This window comes from Pseudonocardia alaniniphila (genome assembly GCF_022524485.1).
In the GTDB taxonomy this organism is placed as follows: Bacteria; Actinomycetota; Actinomycetes; order Mycobacteriales; family Pseudonocardiaceae; genus Pseudonocardia; species Pseudonocardia alaniniphila.
This window is the reverse complement of record NZ_JAKXMK010000042.1, coordinates 50,136-76,566: the sequence shown is the minus strand read 5'-3', so window position 1 is coordinate 76,566 and position 26,431 is coordinate 50,136. Positions and strand designations below refer to the sequence as shown.

Sequence of the window (26,431 nt, the reverse complement as noted above, 5' to 3'; positions counted from 1 at the left end):
CTAGCTCGGGTAGCGCCCGCCGAGGGTCCTGGTGAGCTTCTCGGCGCTCCCGACCAGCAGATCCACCCACTCCTCGCACCGGGCCAGCGGCATCCGGATCGTCGGTCCGCTGATCGACACCGCTCCGACGAGCTCCGCGGCGGAGTTGAACACCGGGGCCGACAACCCGGACGAGCCGTCCTCACGCTCGGCCGTGGTGATGGCGAACCCGTCGCTGCGCGTCTGCCGGATCAGCTCCCGCAAGAGCTCCGGGCTCGTGACCGTGGTGTCGGTGATCGGTTCCAAGGGCCGCGCCAGCACGGCCTCGGCGAGCTCGGGGTTCCACGCGAGCAGCACCCGGCCCGCCGACCCGGCGTGCAGCGGGAGGATCTTGCCGACGTACATGTCGCGCCGCAGGACGTGCCGGGTGTCGGCCACCGCCACGCAGACCCGGAACCCCTGCTCCTCACGGAAGAAGCAGCTCGTCTCCCCCGTGGCGTCGCGCATCTCGCGCAGCACCGGGTTGACGATCGTCAGCACGTCGACGCCCTTGACCGCTGGGGCCGCCCAGTACGCCATGCGCACGCCGATCCGGATCTGGTCGCCGACGCGGTCCAGCAGCCCCTGCGCCACCATGTTCGTCACCAGCCGCTGGACGGTCGAGGTCGGCAGGCCGGTGGCCTGCTGGATCTCGCTGAACGTCAGTGCCGGGCGGGCGAGGGAGAACGCGTCGAGGATCTCGGTGATCTTGCCGAGCACCAGCAGCGGCGTGTGCCTCGACGAGCCAGAACCCTCGTCCACGGACATGGTCGAGAATCTAGACCGTGCAGTGCCCGGGTTCACGTCACCCGGCTCGGTTGCGCGTGACGAGGGAGACGTGGCGGCGAGGCGTGGCGAGGACGCTTGCCGGACCGCCAGAACGGGAATGGCATGGCCATACAACCCGCGCCTGCACACCGTCTCATCCACTGCCGCGGTGCCCGGGCACGGGTCCGTACGACCGATGCACGCGCAAGTGCCTGCCCTCGCGGGCGGACCGAGAAGGGACGTGACCAGGATGACCGATACCGTGACGCGCACGGCGACACGCGCCACCGGCGGTGTGCGAAAGGGCGCCGGAGGGGCCGGAAGTCGTGTCGCGGGCGAGGTTGCGCGCAAGGCGATGAGCGACGCCGGCACCAAGGTGCTCGGCACCGTGGTCGACATGGCCATCGCGCGGGTCGACAGGGTCGCGAACCGGCTCGACGACTTCGCGGAGAGCGGCGGCACCGGGTTGCGCGAGGCGCTGACAGGCAAGCCCAAGCAGAAGAAGAAGCCCCGCGCGACCGGCACGGCGATGCCGGCGCGGATGGGCGCCGCGTTCAGTCTCGTGGTCGCTCGCGCCATGGCGCTGTTGCAACTCCTGCAGCGCCTGGCGTTGCAGCTGCTCGAGGCGCTGCAGCGGCTCGCCGGCCGACTCCGCACGGGGCCTGCGAAGAAGCAGACAGCCGACGCGGAGGACGCTCGGCCCGAGGCCGCGAACGAGAACGGCGGACCGCGCAAGCGCCCGGAGAGCCGCGGGGAACGCCGTCCGCGCACACAGCGCCGTACCAGGCCGGACGCCCAGGCGGAGCGGGCCCGCCCCCGCCCCCGCCGACGTCCGGCGGCTCCCGGAGGCAACGCGTAGTCCGCGGCGTCGCTGCCACGAATTCTGACTACGAGCGGGTCCGCCGACGTCCGCCGCGGCCGGTCGCGGCCACCCCGATCGCAGCGAGGACGACGGCGAACCCGCCCAGCCCTCCGGCGACCGTGGCGACCGACGCGAGAGCGCCGACGAACAGCGGGCCGCCCCCGTCTCCCAGCTCGCGCCCGACCTCGGCCGACCCCATCGTCTGGCCCAGTCGCTCGGGACGTGACCCGGCGGCGAGGTCGGCGAAGGCGACCGGCGTGATCGTCCCGACGCCCAGGCCGACCGCCACCGCGGCCGGGATCAGACCGCCGAGGCCCGGCACCGTCGCGGCGATGACGAACCCGGCCACGGTCAGCGCGAACCCCGCTGCCATCGCCTGCCGCGAGCTCAGCCGGCCGCGGTCGTGCGCCCGGCCCGCCCGTGGCTGAACCAGGGTCGAGGCCAGCGCCAGGCAGGCCACGACCGCACCGGTGGCGACCGGGGGCAGCCCGCTGCTCACCCCGATCACCGGGAAGAAGCCCACGCCGACGGACAAGGCGGCTGTCGTCGCCGCGAGTGCCGACGTCGGCCGCAGGAAACCGGGCTCGAGCAGTCTGCGTCCGAGGTCGGCCAGGGTCTGCCGGCGCCGCGGCAACGGGGCGACCACCGGAACCGTGACGGCGACCCAGATCGCCACGGCGGCCGCCACCGCGCCGAGGGTGGCGAACAGCGCCGCCAGCCCGCCAAAAGTGATGATCACGCTGCCCAGCAACGGCCCGGCGGTGTACCCGAGGCCTTTCCATGCGCCGTAGGACCCGAAGACCCGGCCCCGTCTCGTCGGGCCGACCAGCCTGCCGACCATCGCCCCGGCCGCCGGGGAGAACGCCGAGGCGGCCGCCCCCTGGCCGAGGCGCACCAGCGCCAGCGCCACGATCGACCCGGAAGCCGAGCTCACCAGGCCCAGCAGGTCGACAACGACGAACACACCGGAGACCAGCGCGAACACCACGAGGCCGCCGAGCAGAACCGGGCGTGGTCCCCACCGGTCCGCCAGCGACCCGAACACGGGCTTCAGCACCACCTCTGCGATGTCGTAGACGGCGAGGGCGAAGCCGAGGGCGAACAACGACACCTGCGCCGTCACGAACTGCGTGCCGAGGCTCGCGGCGACCGCGTGTGCCCCGAACGCGGTGACGAAACCCGCGCTGTACAGCGGTGCCAGCACGCGGAACGGGGTCACCTCGGCGGTAGTCGCGACGCCCGGTGCCCCCCGTTGCTGGCCGGATGCAGGTACGTCGTTCATCGGGTTCCTGGTCTCCTCGTCCCGCCGAATGCGGCGATCTCGCGGATCAGATCTGATGAAGGGCGGCGAAGACCTGCTCGGTGTATTCCTCCAGCCGCTCCGCGCAGTGCTTGAGCTGCTGGTCGGCCTCAGCGCTGTTCGGCGCGCCGAAGACGTCCCGCGTGCGGATGTCGCGGTGCCATCGGCGGAGCCGCTCGAGGCTCTGTTCCTCTTCCTCGAGCTCGGCCAGGGTGAACTTGCGGGTGCGGATCTCCTTGTCGATCTCGGCGTCGAACTTCCTGCAGTCGGCCAGGAACTCCACCCACTCGGCTGTCCGATCAGCGGTGAACAACGCCACCAGACGGGCCCGGTCCTGCTCCGTGCGACCGGCCCCCACGACGGCGACCGCCTCTCCGTCGCCTCGCTCCGCCATGTCCCGCACCCGATCGACGGCCGCGTTCATCGTCTGGACGTCCGGCAGGGCCCAGCACCCCTGCCCGATCGACAGGGCACCTGCCCGCCGCAGCTCGCGCCATATGGCGACGCGGTGCCGTGACGGCTGCGCAGGCACGCGAACCGACAACACCAGCCACTGACACTCCGCCGCCGTCACGACCAGGAATGTAGCAGCTGTTACATCGCAGGAGGTGCCTGCCGGCCGCTGTCTCCACAGCGTGCAGCAGGTGCGCCGGGACGAGGTGGGGTGTTCCGTCTCCTGACCGTTCGAATCCCCGCCACGCCCGCGCACCTCGCCATCGTCGAGGTCGCGGGCGTTTCGGCACGCGGGCGCATCGCTTCGTCTCCGCTTGACCACCCCATGAAGCGGTCGCTATAAAAAGAGGCCATCTGAATGCTGAAGTGGTGTGTTCATTCGACATCCGCGCAGCGTGTCGATCTGCCGCAGGCAGGCTTCTGCCGGTCGTTCGTCCCACCGGGTCCATTGATCATTCCCGTCCGGGAGCACTACCCGGTAGCCACGCTCTCAGGAACGGAAGCAACGGCATGGATCTTTCCGATCGGGCACTGGCCGAGGTACCACGCCTCACCATTCGGGACGTCAGGATCGCAACGTGGATCTGCTTCTTTGCGTGGACCTTCGCCGTCTACGATTTCGTGCTCTTCGGCAATCTGCTGCCCAAGCTCGCCGCTGACCTGGGCTGGACCTCGGCGGAGTCGACCGGCATCAACACCTGGGTGACGGCCGGAACCGCGCTTGTCGCGTTCGCCGTCGGCCCACTCGTCGACCGGGTCGGACGCCGCCGCGGCATCGTCATCGCGGTCGTCGGCGCCGCCGTGGCGTCGGCCCTGACCGCGCTGGCCGGATGGGTCATCGGCATCGTCGGTGGGGTCGGCGTGGTGCTCCTGATCGTCGTCCGGTCCCTCGCCGGTCTCGGCTACGCGGAACAGGCCATCAACGCGACCTATCTCAACGAACTGTTCGCGAACGTCTACCGCGACGACCCTGCCATGGTTCGGCGGCGCGGCCTCATCTACTCGCTCGTGCAGTCCGGGTGGCCGGTGGGTTCGGTCCTGGCGGCGGTGTCGATCTACCTGCTGTTCCCGCTCGGTGGCTGGTCGCTCTGCTTCATCGTCGCCGTGTTCCCTGCGGTGTTCATGCTGTGGGCGGCCCGCTACCTCAAGGAGAGCCCGCAGTTCGCCGCCCGCCACCGCGCGGAGACGCTGCTCAAGCACGGGCGCACCGACGACGCGCACCAACTCGCCGAGAGCGCGGGCGTCGACCTGACCGACCGCTCGGCGCCACTGGCCTCCGCCTTCAAGGGCGAGTCGCTGCGGTCGACCGTCGTGATCGGCACGGCGTTTCTGCTGAACTGGCTCGGTGTCCTCGTGTTCGCCATCCTGGGCACCTCGCTGCTGACGGCTCCCGACGGCAAGAACATCGCCTTCACCAACGCACTCGCGATCCTGATCGTCTCCAATGCCACCGCCTTCGCCGGCTATCTGTTCCACGGCTGGCTCGGCGACCGCATCGGCCGGCGCAACGCGATCGCGATCGGCTGGGTCTTCTCGGCGCTGTCCTTCGGCGCCATGCTGCTGGGACCGTCCGGGAACTTCGGCCTGATCATCGGCCTCTACAGCGCCGGCCTGTTCTTCCTGATCGGGCCGTACTCGGCGCTGCTCTTCTTCAACGGTGAGAGTTTCCCGGTCCACACCCGGGCGACCGGCGGCTCGATCATCAACGCCGCAGGTCAGATCGGCGCCATCATCGGCGGGCTGCTCGTCACCTACTCGTTGAGCAGGGGCGCCGGCTGGACGACCGCGGCGTTGCTCTGGGGATGCCTGCCGATCCTCGTCTCGGGCCTGCTGATCCTCGGAGCGCGCAACGTGGACCCCCGCAGGGCGAGGCTCGACTGACCCCTAGCCGCGCTGCCGGCGCAGCCGCCCCGGCGGCATGCCGTACCGGTCCCGAAAGACCCGGCTGAAATACGCCGGGCTCGCAAAACCCCAGCGTCGGGCGACCACGGCCACCGGCTCGGAGCCGAAGAGCAGGTCGTCGTGGCTGCGGGCGAGCCGCCGGTGCCGGATGTAGCTGCCGAGGCTCATGCCCAGCCCGTCGACCGACGAATAGAGGGTGCGTACCGACACCCCGTGTGCGGTGGCGATCTTGCTCGGGCACAGCAACGTGTCGTCGAGGTTGGCGTCGATGTAGTCGAGCACTCGCTCCCGCAGTTGCAGGGCGGGCCAGCGGGCGCGGTCCGGGCCGTTGCCGCCCTGTAGCCGGTCGAGCGGTCGGAGAAGCTCGGTGACGAGCAACGCCGATGCCTCGCGGGCTCCGTCGGCCATCGTGGGCAGCTGATCGTTCAGCACCGACAGCACCTGCACCAGGGACCGAGTAGGCGCATGGTCGCGAGGCAGCGTCCGAACGAACGACCGGCGGTAGCTCGGCAGTGCGGTAGCGGCCAGTGAGCGCGGCACGATCAGGGTGGTCTTGGTCAGCGGCTCCAGGATCTCGTAGTCGCCGGTGGCTGCGCCGTCCCAGATCATCGCGTCACCCGGACCGAGCACCACCCGCTCATCGTCCGACTCGACGGCCTGGCGCCCGGATTCGATGAAGTGCAACCCGACCACGTCGCGGGTGTTGGCCGTCACCTGCCGCCGGGTGCGCCGCCCGCGATGCGGGAACACCGACGTGCGCAACAGCGACATCGTGCCCATCCGGTTCTCCTGCACATCCGCGGCAAATTCCTGATTCGGGCGGCTGACCATGTCGATGGCGAAAGCCAGATGCGTAGCGGACAGTAGGTCGCACCATGCCCCGAAACGGGCCCGCGGTGGAATCCCGGACATGCTCCACCGCCGCTCGTGGTCCACGACCTCAACGGTACTGACCGACCGGCGCCCACATGGTAGGCCGTGCAGCACGGATCAGGCGCTGGACAACTCCGGCCGCTTCGCCGGCCATGGCGTCGACTCGCGGTGCACTCACGGAAGAATTCGCCGAGAAGCCGCCAGATTGTCCGTTCAACCTGATGAAGGAACTAGTTGGCGAGACCGCGAGAGGTGATCATCGGTAACATCGTTCCACGAACAGAGGGCTGCCGATGCATATAGCGATTGTCGGGGCAGGGCTGGGTGGACTGGCCGCGGCGGTGGCCGCGCACCGGGCGGGACACGAGGTCACGGTTCTCGAACGGGCACCCGAACTGCGCGAGGCGGGCGCCGGGGTCGCCATCCTGCCCAACGGGTTGCTGGCCCTGGACTCGCTCGGCGTCGGCGCGCGTCCGCGGGCGGGTGCCGCCTTGCACGACGGTGGCGGCTTCGCCCTGCGCGACCGTCACGGACACACCCTGCTCGCTCCCGAGCCGGCGGCCGTGGTCCGCCCGACCGGCTCACCGTTCGTGGCCGTGCGCCGGCCTTGGCTGCACGGCCTGCTGGCCGGTGCACTCCCTGCGGGCACCATCCGGACCTGGTCGGAAGTCACCGGAGTGCGGGAAACGGACGTGCACGTCGAAGTGGACGGGGTCCCTGACGTGCAGGCGGACGTCGTCGTGATCGCCGACGGTGCCGGCAGCCTGCTGCGCCGGGCACTGTTTCCCACCCATCCCGGCCTCGCCGGCTCCGGGGAGAAGGCGGCGCTGGCGATCGCCCCTGTCGCTCCCGCGGCCGCGGCGCCGGTCGTCGGTGAGCTGCTGGACGATCGCACCGGCGACCGCTTCGGCTGCCTGCCCATGGTCGAGGGCGTCTACTGGTACTCGCTGTGGCGGGCGAGCGCGGACAACGCGGCGGTCGATCCCGAGCAGCGCCATCGCTGGCTGCTCGATCGGCGCGCCGACTGGCACCCGTCAGTCGCGGCGCTGATCGCGGCCACCCCTCCCACCGGCGTCCACGTGGTCGAGACGGCCCAGCTCGTCCGGCCGCTGCCCACGCTCGCGGTCGGCCGGGTGGCGCTGCTGGGCGACGCGGCGCACGCGATGACTCCCGACCTCGGGCAGGGCGCCTGCCTGGCGTTCGAGGACGCCGTGGCGCTCGGAAAGGTCCTCGTCGACGCGGATCCGGCCTACGTGCCCGCAGCGCTGCAGATCTACTCAGCCCGCCGGCTGCCCCGCACCTCCCAGCAGCAGTGGGAGGCACGCCGGATGAACCGGATGCTGCGGCTCACCGGTGGCCAGGCACAGCTGCGCAACACCGCGCTCCGGTGCGTCCCGCGGTCACTCGCCACGCACGATCTGGCCGCCCAGTTCCGGTTCGACGAGGACGTGCCCTGACCGCGTCACGCAGCCGGGCCGACCCGCGACATGGACACATCTCGCGGAACGCGGCGCGCGTCGAACAGCGATACGTGTCCATGTCGCGGCTGCCGGGGTCTACGCAGGCGTCGCCCGGGCCGTCTCCCGCAGCACGTACTTCTGGATCTTGCCGGTGGAGGTCTTCGGCAGTTCGCCGAAGACCACGCGCTTCGGCGCCTTGAACCGGGCCAGGCGACCCTTCACGTGATCGATGATCTGCCCCTCGGTCACCGACGCACCCTCGTGCACGGTGACGTAGGCGACCGGGACCTCGCCCCACTTCTCGTCCGGCGCAGCGACCACCGCCACCTCCAGAACCGCCGGATGCTCGAAGATGGCCTGCTCCACCTCCACCGAGGCGATGTTCTCCCCGCCCGAGATGATCACGTCCTTGCTCCGGTCCCGCAGCTCCACGTACCCGTCCGGATGCAGCACACCGAGGTCGCCGGTGCGGAACCACCCGTCCGGCACGGCCGCTGCCGTCGCCTCCGGGTCGTTCAGATAGCCGAGCATCACGTTGTTGCCGCGCAACGCGATCTCCCCGATCGTCGTCCCGTCCGCCGGGACGTCCGTGCCGTCCGCGGCCACCACCCGAGCGCGGCACGAGATCATGTTCCCCACGCCCTGGCGTGCCTTCAGCCGGGCCTGCTCGTGGGCGTCGAGGGAGTTCCACTCCGGTCGCCAGTCGCAGATCATCACCGGCCCGAACGTCTCCGTCAGGCCGTACAGGTGCGTCACGTCGAACCCCAGGTCGCCCATCCGCCGCAGGATCGCCGGGCTCGGCGGCGCCCCGCCGGTCGCCACCCGCACGGGCGGCCCGGACAGCGGAGCGGCCTCCGGTGCGTAGGCGATCATCGAGAGCACCGTGGGCGCGCCGTTGAGGTGGGTCACCCCCTCCTCCCGGATCAGCCGCCACACCTGCGCCGGCTCCACCTTGGGCAGGCAGACGTGCGTGGCACCCGCGGCCGTGACCGCCCACGGGAAGCACCAGCCGTTGCAGTGGAACATCGGCAACGTCCACAGGTGCACCGCCGACGGCGAGAGGCCGGTGTGCGCCACCATCGCCAACGCCTGCAGGTACGCCCCGCGGTGGTGGTACATCACCCCCTTCGGCCGCCCTGTCGTTCCGGACGTGTAGTTGATCGACAGCAGCGCCCGCTCGTCGGACGGGGTCAGCGCAAATGGAGCAGCCGCGGCCAGGAGCTCCTCGTACTGCTCACCGGCGCGCACCACCTGCGGCGGCGTCGCCATCCGGCTCAGCACGTGGCTGACCAGCGCGTCGAACGCCGGGTCGTGGACGAGCACCGCGGCCTGCGAGTGCTCCAGGATGTAGGCCACCTCGCCCGCGGACAGCCGGGTGTTCACCGCCACCAGCGGCACCCCCGCCCACGGCACGCCGAAGTTGGCCTCCAGCAACACGTGGGTGTTCGGCGCCAGCACGGCGACCGGCCGGCCACCGGCGACCGGCGCCAGCGCACCTGCCAGGCGCCGGCACCGGTGGTGCAGCTCCGCGTACGTCCAGCGCTGCCCGCCGTCGACCACGGCGATGCGGTCACCGTGCGCGGCCGCCGCACGGTCCAGGTAGGACACCGGCGTCAAGGGCTCGAAGGAGAGCGCCTCGAGATCGGTTCCCATCACCCGGCCTCCTCGCGCGGGCGCTTGGCGCCCCAGCGGTCCCAGTGCACCACGTCCTCGACGGGGAGCCGCTTCGGCTCCGCCCAGCGTCCCTGTGTCGGGTACCCCATCGGCACCAGCGCCATCGTCAGGGCGTCCTCGGGCAGGCCGAGCATCTCCCGCAGCTCCTCCTCGTGGCCGCCGTAGAGCGTGGTCAGCGACGTGCCGAGGCCGTGGGCCCGGGCGGCGAGGCACAGCTGCTGCACCGCCCCGTAGATCGACGACCCGATGCGCGGGTTCGTGGCGTCCGCCACCCCGCGCAGCACCGGGAACACCCAGACCGGGGCCTCCGCGATGTGGTGGGCGAGGTGCTCGGCGCCGAGGAACCCGCGCTGGGAGAGCCCCCGCGATCCGGGCGGAGCGTTGAGGATGTCCTCGCGCCTGCTGCCGTACGCGGCGTCCCAGTTCTCCCGGTACCAGGCCGCGACCCGGTTCTTCACCTCCGGGTCCGTCACGACGACCCATCCCCAGCCCTGCTGGTTGCCACCCGACGGGCCGCGGATGGCGGCGTCGAGCACCGACCACAGGACGTCGTCCGGGATCGGGTCCGGGGCGAGATACCGGCGTGACGGCGTCGAGTGCAGCGCCTCCATGAGCGGAAGGGACTCCGGCGTCATTGGGTTTCCAAACCGGCGGATGCCCCGGCGTTCGCGCCGGGGAGGAGCCGCCCAGGTCGTAGGGGTGAAGGAGAGCTGACACGGTGACGCGTTATCGTGTGAGCGTGTCCGGTCGGGTGGTGAAGCGGGCGTTCAAGTACCGCTTCTACCCCTCCGACCAGCAAGCTGTGGAGTTGAACCGGACGTTCGGCTGTGTCCGCTTCGTCTACAACCGGGCGTTGGCGGCTCGCACCGCCGCCTGGTACGGCGAGCAGCGGCGAGTGTCCTACGTGCAGTCCTCGGCGATGCGCACCGAGTGGAAGCGCGACCCGGATCTGGCGTTCCTGTCCGAGGTGTCCTCGGTCCCGCTGCAACAAGGCCTGCGGCACCTGCAGGGTGCGTTCGCCAGCTTCTGGGACAAGCGGGCCCGGTACCCGCGGTTCAAGTCCCGCAAGCGGGGACGCCAGTCGGCCGAGTACACCCGTTCCGGGTTCCGGTACCGGGACGGGCAGATCACGCTCGCGAAGATGTCCGAGCCGTTGGACATCCGATGGTCGCGTCCCCTGCCAGGGGGTGCCGAGCCGAGCACCGTCACCGTGTCCAGTGACCCGCTCGGGCGATGGCACATCTCGATTCTGGTCGAGGCCACCGTGCACGACGCCCCGACCACGGACGCGACGGTGGGGATCGACGCGGGGATCACCTCGCTGGTCACGCTGTCGACCGGGGAGAAGGTCGTGAACCCGCGTCATGAGCGCCGCGACCGGACGCGTCTCGCCACAGCCCAGCGGGCGCTGGCGAAGAAGCAGAAGGGCTCGAACAACCGAGAGAAAGCCCGCAGGAAGGTCGCCCGCGTCCATGCGCGGATCACCGACCGCCGCCGGGATCACCTGCACAAGCTGTCGACTCGTCTCGTTCGTGAGAACCAAACGATCGTGATCGGAGACCTCAGCGTGCGGAACATGGTGGGTAACCACTCGCTCGCCAGGGCGATCTCCGACGCATCGTGGTCGGAGCTGCGAGCCATGTTGGAGCACAAGGCTGAGTGGTACGGGCGGGACCTCGTCGTGGTCGACCGCTGGTACCCCTCGTCCAAGGTGTGCTCCGCGTGCGGGGTGCTGCGGGACAAGTTGGCGCTGAACGTGCGGCAGTGGTCGTGTCGTTGCGGCAGCGTTCACGACCGGGACGTGAATGCCGCCATCAACATCAGAGCGGCCGGGCTGGCCGTGCTCGCCTGTGGAGACGGTGTCAGACCTGCTCGCGCGCAAGCGCGGGCGGGCAACGGTTGCTGAATCAGGAACTCTCGATCGCGAGGTCGAGAATCCCCGTCCTTCAAGTCGGGGAGTAGTCAAGCATGACCTCCAGTCGAGCAGAGCAGCAGCAGTGAGGAGACGAGTGGACCACGCCGGGAGAGTCCCGGCGCCGAGTGCTCCTCACCCGACCTCGGCCGGGGTCGTGAGCGGGGACCGCACCGGCCGGTGAGCGGCGACGATCACCCCGTATGCAACGAGGTCCGCCGACTCCGCGGGGTCGTCGGCGAGCACGAGCGCGCTCTGCACCCCGATGTCGAGAAGGATCTTCGCCGCGAGAGCGGCCGCATGCCGGTCGCCCGTCCCGCATCCGCGCACCGCCTGCACGCGCCCGACCCCGGACAGCTCTCGCCTGCGCAGGTAGACGAGCACGCCCCGCTCCGCGCGGTCGATCGCCGCGAGCGCTGCTGCGAGATCGGATGCGCAGCCACACCGCAGCGAACCCAGCACGTCCCCGGTGAGGCACTCGCGGTGCACCCGCACGAGCACCGGGCCGGGGCCGGCCGGCTCGCCACGGAGGAGTGCCAGGTGCTCACCGCCGTCGGCATCGCCGTAGCCGACCGCCGTGAACAGCCCGTGCACGGTCGGGAGCGTCGTCGACGGCCCGCGGTGGACGGGCTGCCGGACCGCACGCCAGGCGACGACGTCGGACACGCGCACGACGGTCAGCCCGTGCTGCTCGGCGAGCGCGCCGAGGTTCCCGGATCCGGCGACACCACCGTCCGCGTCGACGGCGGTCGCGAGCGCCGCGGCGGGGGCGAGCCCGGCCGCCAGGCACAGGTCGAGCGCGGCCTCGGCCGGGCGCGGCCGCTCGAGGACACCGCCGTCGCGTGCCCGCAGCGGTAGGACGTGGCCCGGCCGCGCGAGGTCACCGGCCGCCGTCGCCGGGTCGGCGAGCGCGCGCACCGTCGCGGCTCGGTCGCGCGCGGAGATCCCCGTGCTGACCCCGCAGCGGAGATCGACCGACACGGCGAACGCCGCCCCGTCGTCCCGCGAGCCCCCAGCCGTCGGGATCGGCGGGATCCGGAGCTCGTCCAGGCGCGCTCCGGTCATCGCCACGCAGACGATGCCCGTGCTCTCCCGCACGAGCAGCGACATGAGCGCGTTGTCGGTGTGCTCCGCCGCGACGACGAGTGCCCCCGACCCGCCGGCCGGGGGACCCGCCACGTCGTCGATCAGCAGCACCGGGCGCCCGGCGGCGAGGCTCCGGGTCGCGGCCTCGACGCCGGTCGGGGGTTTCACGCACCCTCCGCAGGCTGTGGCCCGGAGAGCACGCCGTGACGGCGGGCGGAGACGAGCTCGGCGAACCGCACCACCTCGTCGGCGACGGTCTGCAGTTGCTCCACCACCCGAGGCTCGGCGCACACGCCGTCGGCGAACCTGGTCTGCAGGGAGTTGACCGCCGCACCGTAGGGAGTGACCCAGCCCCGCAGCGCGTGCACGATGGCCCGCAGCGCGCTCAGCGTCGTCACTGACGCCTGCCAGCCGTACGCCGTGACGACGAGGCCCACCGAGCGGTCGGCCAGGTAGGGCAGGGCGTCGTCCCGCATCTCCTCGGTGTAGTCGAGGGCGTTCTTCACCAGCCCCGATATCGAGCCGTGGTAGCCCGGCGAGGCGACGATGACGCCATCGGCCCGGCGCAGGTGGGCCACGAGGTCACGGGCGACCGGCCCCCCGTCGCCCGCCTCGGGGGCGTACATCGGCAGCGCGGCCAGCTCGCTCCCGCCGAAGACCCGGGTGCTCGCGCCCTGCGCCGCGGCCCGCGCCACGGCGATCCGCAGCGCCTGCTCGCTCGACGATCCGGTGCGCACCGTGCCGCCGAGCCCGACGACGTGCAGGGGTCGGGTCATGGAGCACCGTTGCCGAGATACGCCGTGATCGCGGCGAGCGTGTCGTCGAGATACTCGAGCAGCATCCCGTGGCCGCCGCGGGGCAGCACCTGCAGCGTGGCGTTCGGCATCAGCTTGGCGATCTCCACCGACTGTGACACCGGCGTCAGCACGTCCTCCGCGCCCGCCAGCACGAGCGTCGGGGTGTGCGCCGAGGGCAGGTCCGGCCGGGAGTCGTAGCGGCGCAGCCCGGCGGCCTGGGCCTCGAAGCCCGCGAGCGTCGTCGGATAGGGGTCCTTGCGCGCGAGCTCGGCCTGGGCGGCGGCCACGGTGTGGTCGGACAGCAGCCGCGGCGTGAACGCCCACGGCATCGAGTGCATCCCGATCGCCACGGGGTCGACGCCTGCCCGCCGCAGCGCGAGTCCGGCGTCGAGCCAGCCGTCCTGGATCGCGGTGTAGGACGGGAACGCGTTGAGCAGCACGGCCTTGGAGAGCACCCGCGCGTGCCGGATCACCATCGACTGGAGCACGGAGCCGCCGAGCGACCAGCCGACGGCCGCGACCGGCCCGAGACCGAGGTGGTCTACGAGCGCGGCGGTGTCGTCGGCCAGGTCGTCGACGGCATACGGACCGGGCGGTACCTCGCTGCGGCCGGTGCCCCGGTTGTCCACCGTGATCACGGTGTAACCCTCGCGGAGCCGCGGGACGGCAGCGGCCCACGCGAGGGAGCTCGATCCGAGGCCGGCGATGAGCAGCAACGGCGGCCCGTCGCCCTCGACCTCGTAGTACAGGGACACGCCGTTGACGGTGGTGCTCGGCATGATGCTCAGCTCCCTCCCACGAGCGTCGACGCGCTCGCTCTCGCACCGACGCGCTGCCTGCTCACCTCGGGCGTCCAGTGGTCCGGCTCGTCGGCCCACAGATCACGCAGTTGCGGGATCACCTTGGTGCCGAACAGGTGGGTGTTCTCGGCCGCCGTCTCCTCACCCAGGTCGCCCATGTCCAGAGAGGCGATCAGCTCGGCCTCCGCGTCGGAATCGGCCACGCAGATCAGTTGCGTGAACGCCATGCGGTGCGGATTCAGGTCGCCGTCGTGCGCCGCCACATAATCCCAATAACAGTCGACAGGTGGTTTTGCGGCGCGCAGCCCGGAGAATGAGAGGTGACCGTAACAGTAGTTTTCCCGGGTCACCAGCTCCCAGGTTTCGACGCTGTTCGATCCCGGCACCCACACCGCGGGTCGCTCCTGCACCGGACGCGGCCACAGGTTGACGTAGCGCAGCTGCGTGAACTTCCCGTTGGGCGCGAACGGCTCGCGCTCCCGCCATGCCCGCAGCACCAACTCGCGCGCCTCGTGGAAGCGCTCACGCAGCTCCACAGGGGGCCGGGGGTACGCGAAGGCCGAGTCCATCGGGGCGCCGAAGACGAAGCCCGCAATCTCCCGGGGGTCGGCGAGGTCGACGGGAGCGTCCACCCACGTTCCGGCGCCAGGTGCCGGGAAGGCACCGGGAAGGCCGTCGTAGGTGACCTCCGCGAACCAATGGAACTTCACTGACACACCATCCTCGGCCTCGCGCCGGCTCCGACCCGGGGCCATGATGAGCCTCGCCCCGAAATCCGGACAATGGAGATCGGCACACTTTTCCGCGATGCGCGATGGGCAGCCTCACACATGCCCGTAAAAGCTGTTCGTTATCAGATCGTTATCTGAAGAGCCTGCGTGAGATCGTTGCTTTCCCGGCTTCCGAGCCTTTAGCGTCTGTGTCCGTCACCACAGCGTCCGTACCACCGGAACGTCCGGTGAGCGATCTGGAGAACCGTTACCGGCCTGCTGCCGGATGCGCAGTGTTCCCACCGAAAGAACGCACGACGACTTCATCGAGGAGGTACGCCCGTGCTCAAGTTCTTCCTCCTGCGCGTACTGACGACACTGCCGGTACTGGTCCTCGTGACATTCGTCGTCTTCGGGCTCGTCCTGCTGATCCCGGGCGACCCCGCAGTGACGATCGCCGGCCCCGACGCCACTGTCGCGCAGGTCGCCGCCGTGCGGACCCGGCTCGGCCTCGACCGCCCGATGGTGGTGCAGTACTGGGACTGGGTCACCGGCGCGATGTCCGGTGACCTCGGCACATCGCTGTTCACCAGCCGTCCGGTCGCGACGTCGATCGGTGACGGGCTGCCGGTCACGATCGCGTTGGCGTCGACGGCGCTGCTGATCTCGCTCATCATCGCCGTGCCGACCGCGATCCTCTCGGCCCTGCGCCGCGGCACCTGGCTCGACCGCGTCGCAACGGTCGGCTCGTCGCTGGGCATCGCCCTGCCGTCGTTCTGGCTCGGCCTGATGTTCGTGCTGGTCTTCAGCCTCACGCTCGGCTGGCTGCCGGCCACCGGGTACGTGCCGATCTCCGAGGACCCCGCCGCGTGGCTGTCGCACATCCTGCTGCCCGCACTGACCCTCGGGATCGCGGCCGCAGCCGAGAGCGCCCGTCAGCTGCGGGGCTCGATCATCGGCGTGCTGCAGCAGGACTACGTGCGCACCGCCCGCGCGAAGGGCCTGCGCGCCCGGATGGTGATCGGCAAACACGTCATGAAGAACGCCGGGGTCCCCCTCGTCACCGTGCTCGGGCTGCAGATCACCGCGATGCTCGGCGGCGCCGTGCTCGTCGAGCAGATCTTCGGGGTGCCCGGCCTCGGCCAGGTGGCGATCAACGCGGTCACGACGAGGGACATCCCGGTGATCCAGGGGATCGTGCTGGTCGCCGTGCTGGTCGCCATGGTCTCCAACCTCCTCGTCGACCTCACGTACGGCTATCTGAACCCGAAGGTGCGGCCCCGATGACCCAGCGCGAGCCATCCCCCGCAGACCCCTCCGTCCCCGAGGTGACCGTCGCCCCCGCGGCACCGGCCGCGTCCGCGATGCCGGCCGGGACTCCGGCCGCCGCGGTGCACGGAGGCGGCGCCTGGGCCGACTTCCGGCGCAGGGTCGGCAAGAACCGCGGCGCCGTCATCGCGCTGTGCGTCCTGGCGTTCCTCCTGCTCGTGGCCTTCATCGGCCCGTACATCACCCCGGCCGACCCGAACGCACAGAACCTGCGCGCGGTGCTGCTCGACCCGTTCTCGCCCGGCCATCTCCTGGGCACCGATCAGCTCGGGCGCGACATCCTCAGCAGGCTCATCGTCGGCACCAGGGTGTCGCTGCTGGCGATCGGACTGGCGCTCGTCGTCGCGATGGTGGTGGGCGTGCCGCTCGGCTTCCTCGCCGGCTACCTGGGCGGCCGGTTCGACGGTCTCGTCATGCGGCTGAACGACGCTGCGATGAGCTTCCCCCCGCTGCTCCTGGCGATCGCGCTGGTCGCGGTGCTCGGCCCCAGCCTGCGCAACGCGATGTTCGCGGTCGGGATCCTGATGGCGCCGCGGTTCCTGCGGCTCGTACGCGGCGTGGTGATCGGCCTCAAGGAGGAGACGTTCGTCGAGGCCTCCCGCAGCATCGGCACGCCCACCCACATGATCATCCTGAGGCACATCCTGCCCAACACGCTCTCTCCGCTCACGGTCGCGATCGCCGTGACCGCGGGCTACGCGATGCTCTCCGAGGCGGGCCTGTCCTTCCTCGGCCTCGGCGTCCAGCCGCCCGACGCGAGCTGGGGCTCGATGATCCGCGAAGGCTTCCTCTACTTCGGACGCTCGCCGTGGCTGGGGATCTTCCCCGGCGTGCTCATCGCGCTGACCGTCTTCACCTTCGTCACCCTCGGCGACGGCCTGCGCGACGCGCTGGGCCGGGAGGAGCGCACCGAGTCATGACCGGAGCCGCAGAACACGTACCCGTGGGCCAGACCCTGCTGCGCGCGCAGGAGAACACCCTGGAGGTCGAGGACCTGGTCGTCGAGGTGCTCACGGAGCACGGCTGGGCCACCGTCGTCGACGGCGTGACGTTCGGCGTGGCCCGCGGGGAGACGCTCGGCATCGTCGGCGAGTCGGGCTCGGGCAAGAGCGTGACGTGCCTGGCCGTCGCCGGCCTGATGCCGCCGCGGCAGACCAGGGTGCGCGCCACGACGCTGCGCGTGCTCGACCACGACCTGACCGCGCTCACCTCGCGCGAGATGGACGACGTCCGAGGCCCGAACATCGCGATGATCTTCCAGGAGCCGATGACGAGCCTCAACCCGGCATTCACCGTCGGCGACCAGATCGCCGAGGTCCTGCGCCGGCACGAGGGGCTGTCGCGCAAGGAGTCGAAGGCCCGCGCGATCGCGCTGCTCGAACGCGTCGGGGTGCCCAACCCGGCGCGCCGGTTCGGGCAGTACCCCTTCGAGTTCTCCGGCGGCATGCGCCAGCGCGTCATGATCGCCATCGCGCTGGCGTGCAGCCCTGACGTGATCATCGCCGACGAGCCGACCACCGCGCTCGACGTCACCGTGCAGGCGCAGATCCTCGAACTGCTGAAGGAGCTGCAGCGCGAACACGGAATGTCGGTCATCTTCATCACCCACGACCTGGGCGTCGTCGCCGACGTCTGCGACCGGGTGCTCGTGATGTACGCCGGGCAGATCGTGGAGTCCGCGCCGCTCGACGACCTCTTCGAGCACCCCGCGCACCCGTACGCGGAGGGGCTGCTCGCCGCGATGCCGCGGATGGACGACCCGTTCGCGGCGCTGTCCAGCATCCCGGGCCAGCCGCCGCGCGTCGGCGCCATGCCCGAGGGCTGCCGCTTCCACCCGCGCTGCGCCTACGCGCAGGACCGCTGCCGGACGGGCGCTCCGCCGCCGCTCGAGCTACCCGTCCCGACGCACGCCACCCGGTGCCTGCGGCACCCCGAGCTCACCCTGCGAGGCACGACGTGAGTGCGGATCCGGCTCCCCTCCTCGACGTCCAGGACCTCCAGGTCACGTTCTCCCCGCGCAAGAAGCTGTTCCGTGAGCGGGTCTCCGTCCGCGCGGTCGACGGGGTGAGCTTCCAGCTGCACGACGGCGAGACGCTCGGTCTGGTCGGTGAGTCCGGCTGCGGCAAGTCGACCACGGCACGCGGGCTGCTGCGCCTGGTCGAGCCGTCGGCAGGCTCGGTGCGACTGGCGGGCCGCGAGCTCATCGGGCTGCCGGCCAAAGAGCTGAGAACCGCGCGCCGCGACATCCAGATGGTGTTCCAGGACCCCTACTCCTCGCTCGACCCGTCGATGCTCGTACGGGAGTCGATCGGCGAACCGATCGACGTGCACCTGCGGCTGGGCCGGGCCGAGCGGACCGAGCGGGTGGCCGAGCTGCTGCGCCGCGTCGGGCTCTCGCCCGACTACATGCTCCGCTACCCGCACGAGTTCTCCGGCGGCCAGCGCCAGCGGCTCACCATCGCCCGCGCCATCGCGGCCGACCCGCGAATCCTCGTGCTGGACGAGGCGGTCAGCGCGCTGGACGTGTCCACACAGAACCAGGTGATCGGGCTGCTGGAGGAGCTGTCCGCCGAGATCGGGCTGACCTACCTGTTCATCGCGCACGACCTGTCGGTGGTGCGCCACATCTCCGACCGCGTCGCGGTGATGTACCTCGGCCGGATCGTCGAGCACGGCGACGCGGCCCGGGTGTTCGACGCGCCCGCTCACCCGTACACACAGGCGCTGCTGTCCGCGGTGCCGGTGCCGTCGCCGAAGGTCCAGCGCGCCCGTGAACGCATCGTGCTGGCCGGTGACCCACCCGACCCGTCGAACGTCCCACCGGGCTGCCGGTTCCACACCCGCTGCCCCTACGTCATGGAGGTCTGTCGCACCGTGGACCCACTGCTGTCCCCCGCCCTCGGCTCCGGCGAGGTCGCCTGCCACCTGCACACCGAAGGACCCCGGCTGGGCGGTGCGTCGGTGCGCACGATGCGGTCGGCCCGTCAGGCGCAGGTGCCGGCATGAGGTCCGCGCGGTGGCAGGGCATCGGCTCGATCGGCCTGATCGAGGAGCAGGCGCCGGTGCCGGGCCCGCTCGACGTCGTGCTCGACGTCGGCGCGTGCGGCATCTGCGGCTCCGACGTGCACGCCTTCGCCGAGGGCGCCTGGATCGCCGAGGGCTCCGCGATGGGACACGAGTTCGCCGGCACCGTCAGCGCCGCCGGTGCCGGCATCCGTGACCTGGCCGTCGGGCACCGGGTCGCGGTCAACCCGATGGGCCCCTGCGGCACGTGCGCGCAGTGCGCCGCGGGCCGCACCAACCTCTGCGCCGACCCGCACCGCAGCGCCCGCGGCGGGCTCGGCGACCAGGTGCTCGTCCCGCACGCCGAGATGGACGGCCGGCTGTTCCGCATGCCGGAGGGGATGTCCTTCGAGGAAGGAGCGTTCCTCGAACCACTCTCGGTGGCCGTGCGCGCGGTCCGGTCGGCCGCCCCCGACCTCGACGCACCGATCGTCGTGGCCGGGCTCGGCTCGATCGGCCAGTGCGTGCTGCGCGTACTGCAGGCAGCGGGCGCCCGCGACATGCTCGGGATCGACGTCTCTCCTGCCCGGCTGAAGGTCGCCGCCGCCACCGGTGCGGCTGTGCTCGATTCCCGCTCCGCGGACGCACACGAGCACATCCTCGACCGCTGGGGCACGTCGAACTCGCCGTACCAGCCCGGCAGCGGCAACGTGCGGACGTTCTTCGAGTGCTCCGGGGCCCTGCCGGTGCTCGCGCTCGCCACGGCCGTCACGCGCGCCGGCGGCACGGTCGCGGTGGCGGGGCTGACCAGCACCACACCGCCGGTCGACGTCAACACCATCGTGCAGAAGGAACTGCGGTTGCTCGGCAGCTTCGCCTACACGCCGGTCGACTCCACCGAGGCGTTCCGGCTCCTCTCCGAGGGCCACGTCCAGGTCGCACCACTGGTGTCGCACCGCGTGCCGCTCTCCCGGGTCGCCGAGGCGTTCGCCACCCAGCACGCCGTGGACGGCTCGGTGAAGGTCGTCGTCGTCCCCGACTGAGCCGCCCCCACGTTCATCCGCACGTACCGAAGGGAGACATCCATGGGCAACGCGCTCGAGGGCAAGGTCGCCGTCATCACCGGCGGGGCCAGCGGCATCGGCCAGGCCACCGCCGTCCGCTTCGCCGAGGAAGGTGCCGACATCGTCATCGGCGACCTGGCACCGGCCGACGAGACGCTGCGGCTGGTGGAGAAAGCGGGCAGGCGCGGTATCCAGCTCCGGACCGACACCACGAGCTCGGACGACTGCGATGCGCTCGTCGCGGCGGCCGTCTCCGAGTTCGGCAAGGTCGACGTGGGCGTCGCATCCGCCGGGATCGCCACCGCCGCGGGCCCGAGCAACGTCCAGACCCGCGCGGCGGGCGAGCGGGCGACGCACGTCGTGAACATCGCGACGGAGACCTTCCAGCGCGTGCTCGACGTCAACGTCGTCGGGGTGATGCAGACCGACCGGGCCCTGGCCCGGCAGATGCTCGAGCAGGGCACCGGGGGCTCGATCGTCAACATCGCCTCCAGCGCCGCGCGTATCCCGCTCGCGGGCGCGGCGCCGTACTGCGTGTCCAAGGCGGGCGTCTGGATGCTCACCAAGGTCATGGGCCTCGAACTGGCCGCCACCGGGGTGCGCGTCAACGCCGTCGGGCCCGGCTACACGGCCACGCCGATGATCGCCGGGATCGAGGACAATCGCCCCGCCTACGAGATGGCCATGAGCATCACGCCGATGAACCGGCTCGGCAGGCCCGAGGAGATCGCGGCCACCTGCCTGTTCCTCGCCTCGGCCGAGTCGTCGTTCATGACCGGGCAGCTCCTGCACCCGGCCGGCGGCCAGTTCACCGGCTGAGGCCGCCATCTTCGCCGCGCGGCCGCCCAGCGTGGTGTTCCCCGAGGGCTACCACCCGGCCTACGCACCGGTGTTCCGGGGAGTGAGCTGACCCGGTACCACCCCCCACGTTCCTGATCGCCCGGGCACGCCGGGCGGTTCGACGACCTGATGCCGCGCCCTGCCGGCGGGTGCCCAGCAAGCACCCGCCCCGCTCGAGCGCCTGACACTCGACCGCGATCCGCGGCCGATCCCGCTCCGACCGGAGGACGGCCATGGGAATCACTGCTCCCACTCCAGCACTACGCCTGCTCTCGGGCAGACGCGGGCTGATGCTCGTCACCATTCTCTTCGTCAACTTCGTCGTCTGGCTCGACAGCGCGAAGTTCAGCCTGCTGAACCCGTTCTGGTCGGCCGACCTGCACCTCACCCCTGTGCAGATCTCCAGCGTCACGGCGAGCTACCTGCTCGGCTACTTCCCCCTCCTGCTGCTCGCAGGTGTGCTGGCCGACCGCATCGGTGCCAAGCAGATGCTCATCATCTGCGTCGTCGGCGTCACCGTGCTCTCGGCGACGATGGCGTTCGTCCACACCTACGGCGAGATGTGGTGGCGCAACTTCGTCTTCGGCATCTTCTTCGGCTTCCTGTGGGCGCCCTCGCAGCGCCTGCTGTCGGTGTGGTTCCCGGGTGCGCTCGGGGCCAGGGCGACGTCGACGTGGATGAGCTCCACCCTGATCGCCGGGGTGATCGCGCCGGCGATCGCCCTCCCGCTGGCCAACCACCTCTCCTGGCGGGACGCGTTCCTCATCGTCGCTGCTCTCGGTGTGCCCGCGCTGGTCCTGCTGTTCGTCTTCACCGCCAACCGGCCGGAGAAGATGCGCGGCATCAGCGCGGACGAGGTGCTGCAGATCCGCGCCGAGCACCACGGAGCGGAGGTCCGCGAGAAGCTGACGTTCCGCGAGCTGGCGGCGGCGCTGAAGAACCGCAGCGTGCTCACGATGGTCATCGCGACCGGTCTGGCCACCACGCCGACCTGGCTGTCCGGTCCGTGGCTGCCCTACGGGTTGATCACCCTCGAGGGCGTCAACCCCGACACCATCGCGTGGGTCAGCCCGTTCATCGCCCTCATCCCGGTGCTGTTCGGACTGATCAACGGCAGCCTCGTGGCCCGTTTCTTCGGCGGCCGGACCCGCCCGTGGCTCGCTCTCGGACCGGCCTGCGGCGCGATCGGGTTCATCCTCGGCGTCGTCCTGCACGACTCGAGCTGGGTGGTCTGGGGCCTGTTCATCGGAGCGTTCGCCTTCCTGTGTGACCCGATGTTCTGGGGCACGGTGAACAGCTACTGGGCGGGCATCGCCCGGCCGGAGGTCACGGGCACCCTCAACGGCGCCGCGGCGGCGTTGCAGGTCGCGGTGGGCTGGTTCATCACCGACCTCAGCGGCAACTGGATGGACACCTCCGCCACCGGCAGGGCCCAGCTCGACACCATCTGGATCGTCGGCGCCGTCCTGTTCGCCGTCGCGATCGTCCCCGTGCTGCTGTCGCGGGAGGTCCGCGTCCACCAGGCGGTGGCGGCAGCGCCGCGCAGCGGCCCGTCAAACGTGCGGACGCCGGAAGTCGCCCCGTGAACCCGGCCGGTCACGACGCCCACCCGGCCTGCGGCCCACCCACCCACTAGTGCCGAGGAAACGAGGTCGTCTTACCCGCCTCCGGCGCCCAGGCGGCGCCTCGCGGCGTTGTCGTCGGCGCCGATACAACAGCGGTATCGGCGCCTCCTCCGCCTTGCGATCCATCCGCCTGGACACCGGATCCGGGCAAGGAACCCCGTTTCCACGACACTAGGAGATTCGACGTGCGCGGTACACCACCGACGTTGCACACCGCACGCGCCCGCTGGCTCATCAGCCTGCTCGCGGTGGTCGCCCTGGCTCTCGCAGGCTGCGGCGGCGGATCCGGCCAGAGATCCGCCGGCAGCGGGGAGATCGATCCGAACGGCACGTTCCGCTACGTGTTCGTGCAGAACCCCTCGACGTTCGACCCGCACAAGTCCGCGAACCCGTGGGACATGATCTTCTTCCGGCTGGTCTACGACCAGCTGATCATGGAGCAGGAGAACGGCGACCTGGGGCCCCAGCTCGCCACCTCGTGGGAGTTCGTCGACAACGAGACGGCGCTCGTGCTGCACCTGCGCGACGACGTCACCTTCATCGACGGCACGAAGTTCGACGCCGCGGCCGTCAAGGCCAACATCGAGCGGGCCATGACCCTCGACGGCAGCACCCAGAAGGGCGCACTGGCCCGCGTGGCGGGCGTCGACGTTGTCGACCAGTTCACCGCACGCGTCAACCTCAGCGGTCCGGGCGGGAACCTCCCGGCCCTGTTCAGCGGCACGACGGGCACGATGATCAGCCCGGCGGCCTTCACCAAACCCGACCTCGACCAGAACCCGGTCGGCTCGGGCATGGCGAAGCTCGTGGAGTACGTCCCCGGGCAGATCACGCGCTACGACCGCAACCCCGACTACTGGGACCCGGAGGCGGCGAAGGCCGCGCACTACGAGATCTACGTGCAGACGTCCGCGACGACACGGATGAACATGCTGCAGACCGGGCAGGCCGAGCTCACCTATCTCGACCCGTCGCAGGCCGAGCAGGCAGCCGCAGCCGGGCTCAACACCGCTCCGTCGAAGAGCCTCTCGATCATGTCGATGTACATGAACACCGGGAAGCCGCCCTTCGACGACCTCCGGGTCCGCCAGGCCATGCAGCACGCCATCGACCGCCGCGCGATCGTGGACGGCGTCTTCTTCGGGATCGGCGAACCCGTGGCGCAGTACATGCCGCCGAGCTACTGGGCCTATGACCCTGCCGTGTCACCCGACGGCCCGGACAACAACTACGACCCCTCCGCGGCGCGGCGGCTGCTGGCCGAAGCCGGATATCCGAACGGTGTCGACTTCGAGATGCTGGTGCCCAGCCTCGACGACCACCGCGCCGTGGCGGAGGCACTGATCCCGATGCTGGCCGAGGTCGGCCTGCGCGCCTCCACACGGGTCGTCGAGTCGCCCACCACCGCCAACACCTTCTACGGCCGCCAGGAGGGCAACGCCTTCCCGGGCATGGGCGCGCCGTTCCAGGACCCGACGACCGTCTACCAGGCGAGCCTGCCGGGCCAGTACGCGAACCCGTGGAACACCTCCACACCGGAGTTCCAGCAGGCATGGATGGACGCACTGTCCGGATCGGACAGACAGGCCCGGCTGCCTGCGATGCACCGGATGATCGAAGAGGAGAAGAAGATCCTCAAGAGCTTCCCGCTGCACGCGCACTTCCCACCCAGCGCGTGGACCGACACGGCCGTCTTCCCGGAGGGCTACCAGCCCGCCTACGCGCCCACGTTCCGCGGCGTCGGGGTCACCGGGTAGCCGCCGTGACGCATGGAGCCCTGCACACAGCATGACGGGCAGGGGTGGACAGCGTTCCGTTGTCCACCCCGCCCCCGCTCACCAGACTCGGGAGCAACGCACGCTCCGCCGCACCCACCTCTTCCAGCAGAAAGGACGAGACATGCGTCTCGACGGCAAGGTCGCCGTGATCACCGGGGGCGGCTCCGGGATCGGCGCGGCCACCGCACGCGCCTTCACCCGCGAGGGCGCCCGCGTCGTGATCGCCGACATCAACGAGAAGTCGGGGGACGCGGTCGCGCGGGAGATCCGCGCGACCGGCGGAGTGATCGACTTCCTGCACGCCGACGCATCCGACCCGGCCGAGATCGAGCGCGTCATCACCTTCGCCACTGACACCCACGGCACCCTGGACGTGCTGCACAACAACCACGTCGCCTTCGAGCCCGGCCGGATCGGCGATCTCACCCTCGACGGCTTCCGCCGCTCGCTCGACGTCGGGCTCACCGCGTACTGGTACGCGATCAAGTGCGCGCTCGTGCCGATGCTCGCCCAGGGCAAGGGCGCGATCGTCAACACGGCGTCGGTCTCGGGCCTGGCAGGCGACTACGGGCTCGGCGCCTACAACGTGCTCAAGGCCGGAGTGGTGAACCTGGCGCGGGTCACCGGGATCGAGTACGCCCGCAAGGGCATCCGCTGCAACGCCGTGTGCCCCGGCCCGATCGGCACCCCACCGATCGACCGCCTGCACGACGCCGCCCCGCAGATCTGGGAGGACATCCGCGGCGCCATCCCGATGGGCCGCTACGGGCGGGCCGAGGAGATCGCGAACGTGGTGCTGTTCCTGGCCTCCGACGAGGCCGCGTTCGTCACCGGGACGCACGTGGTGGCCGACGGCGGCCTGTGGGCCCACTCCGGGATGCCGCCCATCGGCGGGCTCGGCCCGGACTTCTGAGGGGCCGAGGTGAAATACCACTGGTTCGCCGAGGCGACCTACGACGGTCTCCCGGAGACATACCCGCAGAGACATCCGAGCGGCAGCGTCGACGTCCCGGCGTCGCTCGTCGACTCCCTGCACGTCGGCGCCCACTACCGGATGTTCATCCGGCTCATGCAGCAGGCCGACCGCCTCGGCTGGGACGGCCTGGCGGTCAACGAGCACCACCAGACGACGTTCGCGATGACACCGTCGCCGAACCTGCTGGCCGCGAGCCTGGCCTCCAGCACGGAGAACGCCGCGCTGCTGGTCATCGGCAACTCGCTCGCCCTCTACAACCCGCCGATCCGGGTGGCGGAGGAGATGGCCTACCTCGACTGCCTGTCCGAGGGCCGGCTCATCGCCGGCTTCGTCTTCGGCACCCCGATGGACACCGCGTTCGCCTACGGCGTGCCGCCCGCGGAGCTGCGGGCGCGCTTCCACGAGGCGCGTGAGCTGATCACCCGGGCGTGGACCGAGCCCGAGCCGTTCGCGTTCAACGGCACGTACACGAAGCTGCGCTACGTCAACGTGCTCCCGCGACCGGTGCAGACGCCGCCGCCGATCTGGGTGCCCGGCACCGGCAGCATCGAGACCTGGGACCTCGTGCTCGACGAGGACTACTGCTACGGCTACCTGTCCTTCTTCGGGCTGGCCAACGCCCGTCCGATCGTCCGGGGGTTCTGGGACCGCGTCGAGCAGCGCGGGCTGGACGTCAACCCCAACCGGATGGCGTTCACCCAGATCATCTGCGTGGCCGACACCGAGGCGGAGGCGGAGCGGCAGTACGGCGACGCCGTGCGCTACTTCTTCACCCGCCAGCGCGCCCCGCTGCACTTCGCCGCCCCGCCCGGCTACACCTCGATCGCCTCGCAGCGCGAGATGCTCGAGCGGGCGCGCGGCGTCAGCACCGAGGACCGGCTGCGCGCCACCCGCGGCGAGCTGTCCTTCTGGGAGTACGACGACCTCGGCTTCATCATCGCCGGCACGCCGGAGCGCGTGCGGCAGCGCCTGCGTGAGCTGGCCGTCGAGCTGCGGGTCGGGCAGTTGATCACCTGCATGCACATGGGTGACCTCCCGGAGGAGACCGCGGCGATGAACAACGAGCTCTTCGGCCTGCAGGTGGCACCGCACCTGCGCGATCTGTGGGCCGATCACGAGGACCCGTGGACCCCGTCCGTGAGCAAGGCACGCGTCGGCGCCAACGCCGCGGCCGTCCCCGTTACGACCCGCTAGGAGGAGG

The 26,431-nt window shown here is 70.9% G+C and carries 24 protein-coding genes; 14 read left to right on the top strand and 10 right to left on the bottom strand.

The window, feature by feature from the left end:
- A complete protein-coding gene (locus MMF94_RS37310; protein WP_241042188.1) occupies nt 1-786 on the bottom strand; it encodes an IclR family transcriptional regulator in 786 nt (261 codons plus the stop codon).
- Nucleotides 787-1,036: 250 nt separating this feature from the next.
- On the opposite strand from MMF94_RS37310, the gene MMF94_RS37305 reads away from it, so the two are divergent.
- Nucleotides 1,037-1,645: a hypothetical protein gene (locus tag MMF94_RS37305; protein ID WP_241042187.1), complete on the top strand. Its 609-nt coding sequence runs from the start codon at nt 1,037-1,039 to the stop codon at nt 1,643-1,645.
- 28 nt (nt 1,646-1,673) lie between these two features.
- On the opposite strand, the gene MMF94_RS37300 is transcribed toward MMF94_RS37305, so the two are convergent.
- Together MMF94_RS37300 and MMF94_RS37295 are read right to left on the bottom strand one after the other, a co-directional pair.
- Complete coding sequence (locus MMF94_RS37300) at nt 1,674-2,930, bottom strand: MFS transporter (protein WP_241042186.1); 1,257 nt, start codon at nt 2,928-2,930, stop codon at nt 1,674-1,676.
- 46 nt (nt 2,931-2,976) lie between these two features.
- A complete protein-coding gene (locus tag MMF94_RS37295) occupies nt 2,977-3,522 on the bottom strand; it encodes a Chromate resistance protein ChrB (protein WP_241042185.1) in 546 nt (181 codons plus the stop codon).
- A 389-nt stretch (nt 3,523-3,911) separates the two neighbouring features.
- Here MMF94_RS37295 and MMF94_RS37290 point away from each other — a divergent pair, with 389 nt between their 5' ends.
- Nucleotides 3,912-5,282 (top strand): MFS transporter, encoded by a 1,371-nt coding sequence (locus tag MMF94_RS37290; RefSeq protein WP_241042184.1) that lies wholly within the window; start codon nt 3,912-3,914, stop codon nt 5,280-5,282.
- Nucleotides 5,283-5,285: 3 nt separating this feature from the next.
- Here the strand turns inward: MMF94_RS37290 and MMF94_RS37285 are convergent, their stop codons facing one another.
- A complete protein-coding gene (locus MMF94_RS37285; protein WP_277398914.1) occupies nt 5,286-6,215 on the bottom strand; it encodes a helix-turn-helix domain-containing protein in 930 nt (309 codons plus the stop codon).
- A 254-nt stretch (nt 6,216-6,469) separates the two neighbouring features.
- On the opposite strand from MMF94_RS37285, the gene MMF94_RS37280 reads away from it, so the two are divergent.
- Entirely contained in the window at nt 6,470-7,633 is a 1,164-nt protein-coding gene (locus MMF94_RS37280; RefSeq protein ID WP_241042183.1) for an FAD-dependent oxidoreductase, read from the top strand.
- A gap of 99 nt (nt 7,634-7,732) precedes the next feature.
- Here the strand turns inward: MMF94_RS37280 and MMF94_RS37275 are convergent, their stop codons facing one another.
- The gene (locus MMF94_RS37275) at nt 7,733-9,289 is read right to left on the bottom strand and encodes an AMP-binding protein (RefSeq protein ID WP_241042182.1); all 1,557 of its coding nucleotides are present in this window, start codon (nt 9,287-9,289) and stop codon (nt 7,733-7,735) included.
- Nucleotides 9,289-9,945, bottom strand: coding sequence for a nitroreductase family protein (locus MMF94_RS37270; protein ID WP_241042181.1), 657 nt, complete (start codon nt 9,943-9,945; stop codon nt 9,289-9,291). The genes MMF94_RS37275 and MMF94_RS37270 overlap by 1 nt, the downstream gene beginning before the upstream one ends.
- A gap of 104 nt (nt 9,946-10,049) precedes the next feature.
- Here MMF94_RS37270 and MMF94_RS37265 point away from each other — a divergent pair, with 104 nt between their 5' ends.
- Nucleotides 10,050-11,216 (top strand): RNA-guided endonuclease InsQ/TnpB family protein, encoded by a 1,167-nt coding sequence (locus MMF94_RS37265; protein WP_241042180.1) that lies wholly within the window; start codon nt 10,050-10,052, stop codon nt 11,214-11,216.
- A 141-nt stretch (nt 11,217-11,357) separates the two neighbouring features.
- On the opposite strand, the gene MMF94_RS37260 is transcribed toward MMF94_RS37265, so the two are convergent.
- The 4 genes from MMF94_RS37260 to MMF94_RS37245 are packed head-to-tail and all read right to left on the bottom strand — an operon-like array spanning nt 11,358 to nt 14,615.
- Nucleotides 11,358-12,476, bottom strand: a complete 1,119-nt coding sequence (locus MMF94_RS37260; RefSeq protein WP_241042179.1) for a 3,4-dihydroxy-2-butanone-4-phosphate synthase — start codon at nt 12,474-12,476, stop codon at nt 11,358-11,360.
- On the bottom strand, nt 12,473-13,084 hold the full coding sequence (locus MMF94_RS37255; RefSeq protein ID WP_241042178.1) for an NADPH-dependent FMN reductase: 612 nt from the start codon (nt 13,082-13,084) through the stop codon (nt 12,473-12,475). Before MMF94_RS37255 ends, MMF94_RS37260 begins: the two co-directional genes overlap by 4 nt.
- On the bottom strand, nt 13,081-13,884 hold the full coding sequence (locus MMF94_RS37250; RefSeq protein WP_241042177.1) for an alpha/beta fold hydrolase: 804 nt from the start codon (nt 13,882-13,884) through the stop codon (nt 13,081-13,083). Before MMF94_RS37250 ends, MMF94_RS37255 begins: the two co-directional genes overlap by 4 nt.
- 5 nt (nt 13,885-13,889) lie before the next feature.
- Entirely contained in the window at nt 13,890-14,615 is a 726-nt protein-coding gene (locus MMF94_RS37245; RefSeq protein WP_241042176.1) for an LLM class flavin-dependent oxidoreductase, read from the bottom strand.
- 342 nt (nt 14,616-14,957) lie between these two features.
- Here MMF94_RS37245 and MMF94_RS37240 point away from each other — a divergent pair, with 342 nt between their 5' ends.
- The 10 genes from MMF94_RS37240 to MMF94_RS37195 all read left to right on the top strand — a co-directional run bounded on the left by MMF94_RS37240 (nt 14,958) and on the right by MMF94_RS37195 (nt 26,424).
- Complete coding sequence (locus tag MMF94_RS37240; protein ID WP_241042175.1) at nt 14,958-15,902, top strand: ABC transporter permease; 945 nt, start codon at nt 14,958-14,960, stop codon at nt 15,900-15,902.
- Nucleotides 15,899-16,864: an ABC transporter permease gene (locus MMF94_RS37235; RefSeq protein WP_241042174.1), complete on the top strand. Its 966-nt coding sequence runs from the start codon at nt 15,899-15,901 to the stop codon at nt 16,862-16,864. The genes MMF94_RS37240 and MMF94_RS37235 overlap by 4 nt, the downstream gene beginning before the upstream one ends.
- Nucleotides 16,861-17,904 carry an ABC transporter ATP-binding protein gene (locus MMF94_RS37230; RefSeq protein ID WP_241042173.1) on the top strand — a complete coding sequence of 348 codons (1,044 nt, stop codon included), beginning with the start codon at nt 16,861-16,863 and terminating at the stop codon, nt 17,902-17,904. The genes MMF94_RS37235 and MMF94_RS37230 overlap by 4 nt, the downstream gene beginning before the upstream one ends.
- The gene (locus MMF94_RS37225; protein WP_241042172.1) at nt 17,901-18,950 is read left to right on the top strand and encodes an ABC transporter ATP-binding protein; all 1,050 of its coding nucleotides are present in this window, start codon (nt 17,901-17,903) and stop codon (nt 18,948-18,950) included. Before MMF94_RS37230 ends, MMF94_RS37225 begins: the two co-directional genes overlap by 4 nt.
- Complete coding sequence (locus MMF94_RS37220; RefSeq protein ID WP_241042171.1) at nt 18,947-19,990, top strand: zinc-dependent alcohol dehydrogenase; 1,044 nt, start codon at nt 18,947-18,949, stop codon at nt 19,988-19,990. The genes MMF94_RS37225 and MMF94_RS37220 overlap by 4 nt, the downstream gene beginning before the upstream one ends.
- 42 nt (nt 19,991-20,032) lie before the next feature.
- Complete coding sequence (locus MMF94_RS37215) at nt 20,033-20,830, top strand: SDR family NAD(P)-dependent oxidoreductase (protein WP_241042170.1); 798 nt, start codon at nt 20,033-20,035, stop codon at nt 20,828-20,830.
- 254 nt (nt 20,831-21,084) lie between these two features.
- On the top strand, nt 21,085-22,437 hold the full coding sequence (locus MMF94_RS37210) for an MFS transporter (protein WP_241042169.1): 1,353 nt from the start codon (nt 21,085-21,087) through the stop codon (nt 22,435-22,437).
- A gap of 224 nt (nt 22,438-22,661) precedes the next feature.
- A complete protein-coding gene (locus MMF94_RS37205) occupies nt 22,662-24,233 on the top strand; it encodes an ABC transporter substrate-binding protein (protein ID WP_241042168.1) in 1,572 nt (523 codons plus the stop codon).
- Nucleotides 24,234-24,375: 142 nt separating this feature from the next.
- The gene (locus MMF94_RS37200) at nt 24,376-25,167 is read left to right on the top strand and encodes an SDR family NAD(P)-dependent oxidoreductase (RefSeq protein ID WP_241042167.1); all 792 of its coding nucleotides are present in this window, start codon (nt 24,376-24,378) and stop codon (nt 25,165-25,167) included.
- Between the two features lie 9 nt (nt 25,168-25,176).
- The gene (locus MMF94_RS37195; protein ID WP_241042166.1) at nt 25,177-26,424 is read left to right on the top strand and encodes an LLM class flavin-dependent oxidoreductase; all 1,248 of its coding nucleotides are present in this window, start codon (nt 25,177-25,179) and stop codon (nt 26,422-26,424) included.
- Nucleotides 26,425-26,431 lie beyond the last annotated feature (7 nt).